This is a genomic window from Pseudoalteromonas sp. SWXJ133, assembly GCF_015864365.1.
Taxonomy (GTDB): Bacteria; Pseudomonadota; Gammaproteobacteria; order Enterobacterales; family Alteromonadaceae; genus Pseudoalteromonas; species Pseudoalteromonas arctica.
Window position 1 is genome coordinate 130,322 of record NZ_JADYXJ010000011.1, and the last position, 10,001, is coordinate 140,322.

At 38.2% G+C, this 10,001-nt stretch carries 11 protein-coding genes; 2 read left to right on the plus strand and 9 right to left on the minus strand.

The window, feature by feature from the left end:
• Positions 1-14: 14 nt before the first annotated feature.
• Together I6F40_RS10665 and I6F40_RS10670 are read right to left on the minus strand one after the other, a co-directional pair.
• Positions 15-872, minus strand: a complete 858-nt coding sequence (locus I6F40_RS10665) for an HvfB family MNIO-type RiPP peptide maturase (RefSeq protein WP_166377652.1) — start codon at positions 870-872, stop codon at positions 15-17.
• Positions 873-939: 67 nt separating this feature from the next.
• The gene (locus I6F40_RS10670) at positions 940-1,473 is read right to left on the minus strand and encodes an HvfA family oxazolone/thioamide-modified RiPP metallophore (RefSeq protein ID WP_166377651.1); all 534 of its coding nucleotides are present in this window, start codon (positions 1,471-1,473) and stop codon (positions 940-942) included.
• A gap of 225 nt (positions 1,474-1,698) precedes the next feature.
• On the opposite strand from I6F40_RS10670, the gene I6F40_RS10675 reads away from it, so the two are divergent.
• Both I6F40_RS10675 and I6F40_RS10680 read left to right on the plus strand, forming a co-directional pair.
• Positions 1,699-2,679, plus strand: coding sequence for a tRNA-dihydrouridine synthase (locus I6F40_RS10675; protein WP_166377650.1), 981 nt, complete (start codon positions 1,699-1,701; stop codon positions 2,677-2,679).
• A 61-nt stretch (positions 2,680-2,740) separates the two neighbouring features.
• Complete coding sequence (locus tag I6F40_RS10680) at positions 2,741-3,067, plus strand: TraR/DksA C4-type zinc finger protein (RefSeq protein WP_166377649.1); 327 nt, start codon at positions 2,741-2,743, stop codon at positions 3,065-3,067.
• 16 nt (positions 3,068-3,083) lie between these two features.
• Here the strand turns inward: I6F40_RS10680 and I6F40_RS10685 are convergent, their stop codons facing one another.
• The 7 genes from I6F40_RS10685 to I6F40_RS10715 form a co-directional block, all read right to left on the minus strand.
• Positions 3,084-4,130 (minus strand): hypothetical protein, encoded by a 1,047-nt coding sequence (locus tag I6F40_RS10685; RefSeq protein WP_166377648.1) that lies wholly within the window; start codon positions 4,128-4,130, stop codon positions 3,084-3,086.
• A 61-nt stretch (positions 4,131-4,191) separates the two neighbouring features.
• Positions 4,192-5,451, minus strand: a complete 1,260-nt coding sequence (locus I6F40_RS10690) for a tetratricopeptide repeat protein (protein WP_166377647.1) — start codon at positions 5,449-5,451, stop codon at positions 4,192-4,194.
• An 11-nt stretch (positions 5,452-5,462) separates the two neighbouring features.
• Complete coding sequence (locus I6F40_RS10695; protein ID WP_007583869.1) at positions 5,463-6,080, minus strand: energy transducer TonB; 618 nt, start codon at positions 6,078-6,080, stop codon at positions 5,463-5,465.
• Positions 6,080-6,484 carry an ExbD/TolR family protein gene (locus I6F40_RS10700; RefSeq protein ID WP_007583867.1) on the minus strand — a complete coding sequence of 135 codons (405 nt, stop codon included), beginning with the start codon at positions 6,482-6,484 and terminating at the stop codon, positions 6,080-6,082. Before I6F40_RS10700 ends, I6F40_RS10695 begins: the two co-directional genes overlap by 1 nt.
• Before the next feature lie 14 nt (positions 6,485-6,498).
• Positions 6,499-7,023: a MotA/TolQ/ExbB proton channel family protein gene (locus I6F40_RS10705; protein ID WP_002961709.1), complete on the minus strand. Its 525-nt coding sequence runs from the start codon at positions 7,021-7,023 to the stop codon at positions 6,499-6,501.
• Positions 7,023-8,387 (minus strand): MotA/TolQ/ExbB proton channel family protein, encoded by a 1,365-nt coding sequence (locus I6F40_RS10710; protein WP_166377646.1) that lies wholly within the window; start codon positions 8,385-8,387, stop codon positions 7,023-7,025. The genes I6F40_RS10705 and I6F40_RS10710 overlap by 1 nt, the downstream gene beginning before the upstream one ends.
• A gap of 6 nt (positions 8,388-8,393) precedes the next feature.
• On the minus strand, positions 8,394-9,164 hold the full coding sequence (locus tag I6F40_RS10715; protein ID WP_166377645.1) for a DUF3450 domain-containing protein: 771 nt from the start codon (positions 9,162-9,164) through the stop codon (positions 8,394-8,396).
• Positions 9,165-10,001 lie beyond the last annotated feature (837 nt).

Sequence of the window (10,001 nt, forward strand, 5' to 3'; positions counted from 1 at the left end):
TATAAAGGCTTATATTAAGCTCGTTGTTTTGAAACCGTTGAAGTAATGTGTTTAGCTTGTAGCTCATGAATTATATCTAACTCTTTGGTTAAAATATTCATGGTAGGGATATTAAAATCGCGCTCAAGCAAGGTTGGAAATACGCCATGCACTTCATATGCTTTATCCAGTAGCTCCCACACAGGATCAATGACATCAGCACCATGTGTATCAACTATTAAGTCATCAGCCTCATTATAATGGCCTGCAACGTGCCCATAGGCAATACGATTAGAAGGCAGCCCAGTTAAAAACGATTGTGCGTTATAGCCATGATTAATCGAATTCACATAAATGTTATTCACATCCAGTAAAAGCTTGCAGTCTGCCTGCTCTAAAATGGTATTTGTAAATTCCAGCTCTGATAATTGCTGTCCAGGAGCGCCATAGTAAGAAACATTTTCTATCGCAATTTGCTGCCCAAGTATGTCTTGTACTTGTTTAATACGAGGGACAACATGTGCTATAGCTTCTTGTGTAAACGGAATAGGCATTAAGTCATACATATGGCCTGTACCGGAACAGTAACTTAAGTGCTCACTGAAAATTTTTATATTGTGCTCTTCAAAAAAAACTTTTAAAGATTTAACAAATTCAACATCCAGTGGTTCGGGTGAACCGATAGACAGTGATAATCCATGACACACAAAATTATTTGCATCTGTTAATGTTCTAAATTGCTTTTTAAAGCGTCCACCTAGTTTTAACCAGTTCTCTGGTGCAACTTCCAAAAAATCTACTTGATTAGGTACGTGTTCAAGCAGTTCATCAAGCATTTCTCGTCGTAGGCCAAGGCCCACCATCCCGAAATCTGTACTCTGGATTTGTGTCATAACTACCTCTAACTTATCAAAAAAGGGCCTTAAGGCCCTTTTAGCATAACTTATTTAGAATAAGATATTAACGACCGCCACATTTACCTTCGCCGCACTTACCTTCTTTTTTAGTTTTTTTAGCATCGCCGCCGCATTTACCTTCACCACATTTCCCTTCTGTTTTAGCTTTTGCATCTTTTGCATCGCCGCCACATTTACCTTCACCACACTTGCCTTCTGTTTTAGCTTTTGCATCTTTTGCGTTGCCGCCACATTTACCTTCACCACACTTGCCTTCTGTTTTAGCTTTTGCATCTTTTGCATCGCCGCCACATTTACCTTCACCACACTTGCCTTCTGTTTTAGCTTTTGCATCTTTTGCATCGCCGCCACATTTACCTTCGCCGCACTTACCTTCTGTTTTAGCTTTTGCATCTTTTGCATCGCCGCCACATTTACCTTCACCACACTTACCTTCTTTAGCGTCTAGTTGGTAACCTGTCACTAATTGTTGAAACTCAAATGGGTTGGCTTGTACATCTGCAGATACAAAGCTTGCAGAGCCAACAACTACTGCACCTAAAGTTAACGCGATTGTATTTTTTTTAACTGTATTCATTTTGTGACTCTCTTTAATCAAGTATTGTAAATCTCAGCAATAAAAATGTATTTTAAATTGCTTGTATGCTTAAGTAGACCTGTACAAGAATAAAAACTTTCATTTATTTTCATAATATTTACTTTTGCGGTTTCTACATTAAATATGGTTGGTAATTACAGATTTATCAATGTGTGATTTACAGGTAAACTATGCGTCCAGTTTTTTATCAAAATTAATCACTTTATGAAACTTGTTTTAGCACCTATGGAAGGTGTCGTTGATTTTAAAATGCGCCAATTACTCACAGACATTGGTGGGTTCGATTTGTGCGTTACCGAGTTTGTAAGAGTGGTTGAAACATGCTTACCTGATAAAGTTTTTCATCGATTTTGCCCTGAGCTACATAATAATGGATTTACGCGAGCAGGTACTCCTGTGCGTGTTCAATTACTCGGCCAAGAAGCAAATCCGTTAGCCGAAAATGCAGTAAGAGCAATTGCTTTAGGATCTCATGGGGTCGACCTTAACTTTGGTTGCCCAGCAAAAACCGTTAATCGTAGTCGAGGGGGTGCTGTACTGCTTAAAGATCCTGACCACATGTATACGATTATTAAAGCAGTCCGAGATGCTGTAGATGATAAACATGAAGTAAGTGCAAAAATTCGCTTAGGCTTTGATGATGACAGTAACAGCCAAGAAATTGTTGATGCTGTGGTAAGCGCAGGCGCAAATAGTGTAGCTATACACGCCAGAACCAAACGTGATGGTTATAACCCGCCAGCTTATTGGGAAAAAATTCCACCAATAATAAAAGATAAAAATATTGCCGTTGTTGCCAATGGTGAAATTTGGCAAGTTGAGGACGCAATGCTTTGCCAAAAACGAAGTGGATGTACTGATTTGATGCTTGGTCGTGGTGCCCTTTCGCACCCTGATTTAGCAAAAAAAATTAAAGCTCATGTAAATAATGAACAATATGATGGCCTTCAATGGGAGCATATTATTTATCACTTAATTCACTCTGCTATTCATCAAGACCCTGCAAAAGATGAAAAGTACTTTGCTTCTCGTACAAAGCAATGGCTAGGTTACCTTAAACGCCAATACCCGCAAGCGATCGATTTATTTGATGAAATCAGGCGTTTAAAAAGTAAAGAAGATGTGGCAAGCATATTAAATAAATACGCCAAAGCACCGCAACTTGATTCAAATCATAACGGCTAACTTAAAGCCTCTAGATAATATCAGTATAACGTGAAGCCAATTTAATAAGGTTGTACTGATAATGCATCATCAAAAAAGACTAAACGATGAAATAGCACAAATTAAATTAAATATATTAACTATGCTTTCTAAATCAGCCTACCCTACACATCAGCATTTAATACAAGTTTTAGATAATACAGCAAACAATGAATGGTTAGACTGTGCAACAGAGAAGCTAGGTCCTGAGTATGCGTTTTTGATAAGTCGCATGACTAAATTAGAAGCGGCGGTCAGCCAAATAGAAATTGGGCAATATGGCTACTGCTGCGACTGTGAAGAAAAAATACCAGCCAAATCACTTGAACTAGACCCCGCAACTCAACGGTGTACAAAGTGCGCACAATAAGCGCACTTTCAAATCATTATATAATTTGTTGTATAAAGCTAAATGATTGCCCTGGGTAGAGTATTATATCTTCAACTAAATATTGAGCCTCTTCTTGGGTGATTTCTAAGCGTTTCATAAGGTTTACCTTCGCCTGTGGCAAAGTCCACGCATGGTAATGAATGCCAATATCTGATTCCATCATTGCAAGCATCAATGTTTTGTCTTTATCAGACATGTTCGTATTGCTCGCCATTGCAGGTAAGTCTTGATAATCAGCCTGCCAATCAAGCCCTTCAATTAATTTTTCATCCGATAGATACTGCACTAAAAACGATTTTTTATGAGAAATAGACAATTTACTATCGAATGCAACACGATCTAATACTTTTATATTTTCATTTAAAAGAGTAACCCACTCTAGCGGTGAATGTACTTCGCCGCTAAAGTAATTAAGTTTGCTCTGATACCACTGTGACCCATTTGGCAGGCCTCTCAGACCAACACTACCTCTAGGCTTGTAACTAGCTAAATAATCGCTAAAAGCTCTTATATGACTCTTAAGCGCTGGTTGAACGTCATTACTACCTATCGCACTCAATACATAGCTTTGTAGTAGTGTGAGCTCAATTTTATTCAGCTTTAAATTGCTTTGTTTAGCACTGTCTAGCGTATCTTGGGTTAACTTAAGCCAAGTAATAATATTATCCGGCGTACTTTTTGACCCCTCAAAAGCAAGCATGTTTTTTAATACGTCTACTTGAGCCGGCCAACTAAAATAGCGCGCAGGAAAACGCTCTGCAATAACCAAGTAGTTTACTTGTGCAATTTGATTGAGATTAAGCTCCATACCCATTAAGTTCTGATAAATAGTATGACGTTTAACTAAATACGCATCAGAAAAGACCAATTGCTCTTTAGTAATCCTATCGATTTTTTTAGCGTCTGGTTGTAGTACAAGTGCCATGTTTAAAGTTTTTAAAGCAACTTGTGCGTCTTCAAATGACTCATAAGGTTGAGGCTGCTTTGAACATGCAGCTAAAAATAAGCACAGTAGTAATGAAAAAGAGAGCTTTTTATACATAGTAGTTCCAATAAAAAAAGCCCCAGAGGGGCTTTTTATAAGTTGCTTTAGCTAATTAAAATTAAATTTTAACACCGTTGCGAGCGGCTTTATCTTTAATATATGTAGACCAACCCTTTGCAAACTTACGTGTGCGAGGGTCATCCATAGCTTTAGTAATTGCAGCATATGCTTGCTTATACTTACCTTGATAGTAATACGCTTCAGCTAAATCTGAATAAATAGTACCTTTTTTGTCAGAGCCAAGCTCTAATGCTTTGTTCAAACGAACAACAGCAGCACTGAATTTTTCAGATTGTAAAAGTAATGAACCAGCTTTACGGTAAAGTTCAGCATCTTCATCAAATTTAGCAGCTTCTTCATAATACTTAGCAGCTTTTTCTAGATCCTTAGAACGATGGTAGTTACTAGCAATCGCACTAACATTCTGCTTTGTACGTTCTACTTTTTCACTCTTAACGGCCTTTTCTAGCGTTACAGCTGCTTTAAAAGGGATCTCATTAAGAGAGTAAAAGTTAGATAAGACTTTATATTCAACTTCATTTTCAAAGTAACCATTCTTATATGCAACTTCCATAGTTGCTAAACCTTTAGAATAATCCTCGGTTTGTAGGTAATACTTACCTAAGCTAACCCAAGCTTTTTTATCATCAGGCCATACACGAACAATTTCTTCGCCAATTTTAACCATGTTTGCATAATCTTTAAGTTCAAAGTATGCACCAAGTTTTAGTTGGTAAGGACCTTTATTAGGTTCTTTTTGAAGTTTTATTGCCTTATCTGCTGGTTCAAAAACATCACGAAATTGCTCTAACTGATAGTTAGCTTGAGCAATACGCGTGTAAACCGTAGGATCTTCTTCACCGGTAAAATCCATCCAAGTAACATAAGCTTTTTTGGCTTCTTGATACTTTTCTGTGCCAGCATATAAATCACCTAACAGCTTTAAAGTTTGTTCTTGATCAGCAAAGTTTAAAATATCAGGGGCAACTGCTTGTTTAGAATATTTAATTGCTTCGTCATACTTTTCTTTTTGCGCGTACATGCTACCTAAGTAACGATTTACAGTCGCTTTATCAAAGTCATTCGAAGCATCGATCTCTCTAAGCAAAACAATTGCTTCATCAACTTTCTCTTCATTGTACAAGTCAAATGCTTTAATTACCTTTTTACCAGTACGCTCGCCCATGATTTTAGTTTTTGCTTTTTTACGCTCTTCAATCTTTGCGTAATCTGGCGCCGCTAAAACAGATGCACTTAAAGTAGCACCAGTCACAGACATAAGAATCGCAAGAGCAGTTACTTTAGAAAAATTTCTCATTACTCGCCTCCTTAGTTGCCTTGGTTAAGTTTAAAGTCTAATTGAACTTGTAAACCTGGTTGTTTCTGTGGTTTTCCGTCAATGATCTTAGGACGGTACTTCCACTTACGCAGTGCACGTTTAGCTTCACGGTCAAAGATACGTTTCGGGTCTGCGTCAATTACTTCAACGTCAGTTACTCCACCTAACTCGTCGATAGTGAATGAAAGTTGAACCCAACCTTCTTTACCATCACGTGCTGCTTGCGTTGGATATTTTGGTTCTATACGAACGATAGGTGTCGCATCACCATCTCGTCCAAATGCACCAGGACCACTTAGTCCACCAGCTGAACTACCAACATCAATGCTACCCATATTAAATGACATAGCACCAGGGTTTGGATTATTATTTTCCGGCTGTGGCGGCTGCGGCTTAGGCGGCTGCTTTGGCGGTGGTGGTGGAGGAGGCGGTACACGCTTCCTCTCCTGCACCTTAGATTCAGGCGGATTCGTCATTATTTCGACTATGATCTGCTCTTTTTGTTCCGTATTACGGTCAGCCCCACCAGAGATGAGGAAGGCCATGAAGTAGAACAAGCCGAAAGTAACTGCCCCACCTGCAATCAGTGAAAACAGAAAACGAATCATTACTGATCTCCAGCTATTGAAATTCTAAGGTTGTCACCCGTCGCTTTAATCTGGTCCATAACTTTAACCACTGTGCCGTGTTTAGCTTCTTTATCAGCTTGTATAATCACAACTTCAGTAGGTTGTTCTGCTAATAAACTTTCGATTTTTGCTGAAATACGTTCAACATCAATTTGTTGTTTATCAACCCAGATCTCGCCGTTACTACGAATAGCAATAAAAATGTTAGCATTTTTTTGCTTAGTAGCTTGGGCAGCTTTTGGTTTATTGACCTCGATACCAGCCTCTTTAACGAACGATGTAGTTACGATAAAGAAAATAAGCATGATAAATACGATGTCAAGCATTGGCGTCATATCAACCGCAGCTTCTTCTTCTTCACGAAAACGTTGTTTACGTGCCATATTTAATTCTCTCTCTAGTGATGAGGCATACTATCAATAAGTTTGGCTTTCACCATTTTAGCTTTTGTCTCAAGACGTGAGCTAAAAAATACTCCAGATAATGCCGCAACCATTCCAGCCATTGTTGGGATTGTTGCCATTGAAATACCTGACGCCATTAAACGTGCATTACCCGTACCCTGGTTGGCCATGGTTTCAAAAACCGAGATCATACCAGTAACAGTACCAAGTAAGCCTATTAAAGGACAAACAGCTACTAATGTCTTAATCAACAACATACGCTGATCTAATTTTTCAGACGCTTCAGAAATCCATGCTTCACGGATTCTGTGTGCGTACCAAGACGTAGTGTCTTGGCGGGCATCCCACTTTGCTACAATTTCTTTCGCTGTGCGAGGAAATTCTGCAAGTAGGAACCAATAGCGCTCAATCATTAAAACCCACATCAGAAAGAGTGCTATCGCGACCACGTATAAAACCTGGCCGCCTGTGCCAACAAAATCCCTGATAGATTCCCATATCTCCATCAGGACTAGCATTAGGCTTTCTCCTTCTCCGCGTGAGTAGCAACGATACCCGCGCTTTGCTCATCAAGGATGTGTAATACCGACTTACTACGACCAGCTACAAGAGCATGAAGTAGAATTAGTGGTAATGCAGCAATTAGACCTAGCGCTGTAGTTACAAGTGCTAGAGAGATGTTACCTGCCATGATCTTCGGATCACCCGTACCGAACAATGTGATTGTTTGGAACGTTAAGATCATACCGATTACTGTACCTAATAGACCCAGTAACGGTGCGATTGCAGCAAGAATCTTGATTATATTGATACCAGCTTCGATGCGCGGCGTTTCACGTAGAATCGCTTCATCAAGTTTAAGCTCAAGGTTTTCAACATCTTGGTTCTTGTTGTCATGGTACACTTTAAGAATACGACCCAGAGGGTTATTTGTATTCGGTGTAGCAACATTTTTAAGCTGGCTCTTAATCTTACTAGTAGTAAGTGTAAGGTCAACAAAACGAATTAGAGTAATTAGCATACCTAAAGCTAGTAAAGCTGTAATGATATAACCAACTACGCCACCTTGATGGAAATATTCCATAAGTGTCGCTTTTTGAGTGTTGATACGTAAGATAGCACCACGAGTCGGATCTATATAAACACCAGCGTAGTTATCTGATGATGTATTTTCAAGATCAGCGATACCGTCTAAAATATAACTATCTGGTTGTTTACCTAGAGGCTGAATAGACTTAGTTTCTGGTGAGTAAATTAAGTAACCATCATCTGTAACTAAGTTAAAGTTACCAATACGCGTTACTTTCTTCATTGACGGATTACCGTCAAGACCAGCAACTTCAGTTTCAAAAGTTGAAACTTTAGCTGATTCAGTCATTTCTGTTTGAAGTGAAATCCAAAGTTCTTCAAGTTCACGAACAGTTGGAAGTTCTTTAGCAGCAGCTAATGAACGTAAGATTTCTGCACGGCCAGGTTTCTCAGCACTTACTAGTGATGCTTCGATAGAACCAATAGCGTCTTGAGCTGCACGACGTACAACACCGAACATCTCACCCAAAGTACCTTGAGCACTTTGAAGAGCAGCTTCTTTTTCAGCTAAAGTGTTTTCATTTTGTGCATACTGCTTAGCTAAGCTTTCACCACGAGACTTCTCTGAAGCAAGTTCGCTTTTAGCTTTGTTAAGTAAAGATTGCTTGTCAGCACGTTCTGATAAGAACTCTTGCTCACGTTGCTTATTAATTTTACCTTCAGAGATACGCTCTTGCTTTACTTGCTCAAGTATTTTATCTAGAGCTCCAGTATTTGCATGTGCATTAAGCGCGGTACCTGCAGAAACAGTTAGTACTGCTGCAACAGCAAAACCTTTAAATAGTTTCTTCATTATTGATTACTCCGCGCCAAAGATAGGTAGTTTAACAAGTTCTAATGTCGCTTGCTTACGCGCCATACGAATAACTTCTTTAACAGGTTTTAGGTATTCTTCACCTAATTCTTTCCACTGTTTAGTGTTGTTATCCCACACCCAAGCATGTTTCAAGTCAAAAGACTGAGCAACGTAAGTGATACGACCTAACTGACCGATATCAACGTTAATGCTTTTGCCATCAACTTCTAGTGTACCTTGTGAAGCAGATACAAGTGAGCTGTATGCTGTTTCAATAGTGTAAGCTTCGAGTACTTGACGGAATTTTTCAGACGTCGTTACAGACGCAGAAACCATGATTTCACGTAGTCTTTCAACACGTCCTAAACGTGTTTCTAGATTAAATGGAACGTCCGCTTTGATGAATTGCTCAAGCGTATCGATCATGCGATACATCAGAGGCACAACGTTTTGTTTAGTGCTATCAATCGTTGCGATTTGACGATCAAACGATTCTATAGAAGCGTTTTGGCTATCTACCAAGCGCGACACGTGATCGTTATACACTTTCATAAGTTCAGTCTCATCAACGACGCTACGGTACTCAGCGATTAACTCCTGAGTTTGACCGTATACATTGTCAATTTTAGTTTGAGACTTAACCGCAGCCTTTTGAATTTCTTGACCTGCTTTTTGCACGTCATTCAAAGGATCTGCAATCACATTGCTGCTTGCAAATGCAAATGCGCCAACCAACGCAGTTGCTACAAGACTCTTTCTGATTTTAACAGACATAGTTCCCAACCAATTAAGTAATGTTACTTTTATAATTTAATTATCCTCCGAAGAGAACAACCCTGATATCTTTTAATAGATATCAACCTTCCAATAATGCTAAATGCAATTAGCGCTGTCAACTTGATGTTTACTAATCCCAGTAAATAAATCGCTAAGTTATACTTAAACAAAAGTACTAGCACACAACTGTTAACATTATTGCAACCAAGTTTGTTCTTAATATTTCAAGTAAAGCCTTTTAGGGGGTGTATTTATTCGCATTGCACTGACATAAAACAACATTATTGCAACATTTAGCTAAAGCTGAATTTTTACTTAAAAAAAACTAAAAAAAATATAAATAGATATAACAAAAGTTATTTTTTAAACGATTTCAGCACATTTTATCTCTCCAATAACACTTCATCTGAAAAAACAAACCATTTGTCGCACAAAAAAACAACACTGGATAATCTCTAATACCCCCCCTCACTTTATGAACGCAATGTCTAAAGCCATTTATAAAACGTGTTTCCCATAAATAGTAATAATAATCTTAATAATAAGTTTCTTTCAGCAAGGCCTAATATAGCTAAATAGATATGAATAATTAGACGAGTTATATTTACCGCTTTAGGGTATTCATTAATACTATTTAACACTTGAATTTATTTAGTAACTAAGTTAATAAAAAAGCTGCCCTACTTTAATAATAATGAACTATAAATTAAGCCTAACGAGCCTGTAGATTAACTCGTTTTTTATTTGTTTTTATTGATAAACAAACCATAGCTGAGTTCCTATTTTGGTTCAATCGATTACTGTATTTTTACGCAGCATATAAAGAAGTGTTTG

What these genes read in the sequence shown, in the direction of transcription:
- I6F40_RS10665 (WP_166377652.1), bottom strand. Translation starts at nt 872, where the DNA reads ATGACACAAATCCAGAGTACAGATTTCGGGATGGTGGGCCTTGGCCTA.
- I6F40_RS10670 (WP_166377651.1), bottom strand. Translation starts at nt 1,473, where the DNA reads ATGAATACAGTTAAAAAAAATACAATCGCGTTAACTTTAGGTGCAGTA.
- I6F40_RS10675 (WP_166377650.1), top strand. Translation starts at nt 1,699, where the DNA reads ATGAAACTTGTTTTAGCACCTATGGAAGGTGTCGTTGATTTTAAAATG.
- I6F40_RS10680 (WP_166377649.1), top strand. Translation starts at nt 2,741, where the DNA reads ATGCATCATCAAAAAAGACTAAACGATGAAATAGCACAAATTAAATTA.
- I6F40_RS10685 (WP_166377648.1), bottom strand. Translation starts at nt 4,130, where the DNA reads ATGTATAAAAAGCTCTCTTTTTCATTACTACTGTGCTTATTTTTAGCT.
- I6F40_RS10690 (WP_166377647.1), bottom strand. Translation starts at nt 5,451, where the DNA reads ATGAGAAATTTTTCTAAAGTAACTGCTCTTGCGATTCTTATGTCTGTG.
- I6F40_RS10695 (WP_007583869.1), bottom strand. Translation starts at nt 6,080, where the DNA reads ATGATTCGTTTTCTGTTTTCACTGATTGCAGGTGGGGCAGTTACTTTC.
- I6F40_RS10700 (WP_007583867.1), bottom strand. Translation starts at nt 6,484, where the DNA reads ATGGCACGTAAACAACGTTTTCGTGAAGAAGAAGAAGCTGCGGTTGAT.
- I6F40_RS10705 (WP_002961709.1), bottom strand. Translation starts at nt 7,023, where the DNA reads ATGCTAGTCCTGATGGAGATATGGGAATCTATCAGGGATTTTGTTGGC.
- I6F40_RS10710 (WP_166377646.1), bottom strand. Translation starts at nt 8,387, where the DNA reads ATGAAGAAACTATTTAAAGGTTTTGCTGTTGCAGCAGTACTAACTGTT.
- I6F40_RS10715 (WP_166377645.1), bottom strand. Translation starts at nt 9,164, where the DNA reads ATGTCTGTTAAAATCAGAAAGAGTCTTGTAGCAACTGCGTTGGTTGGC.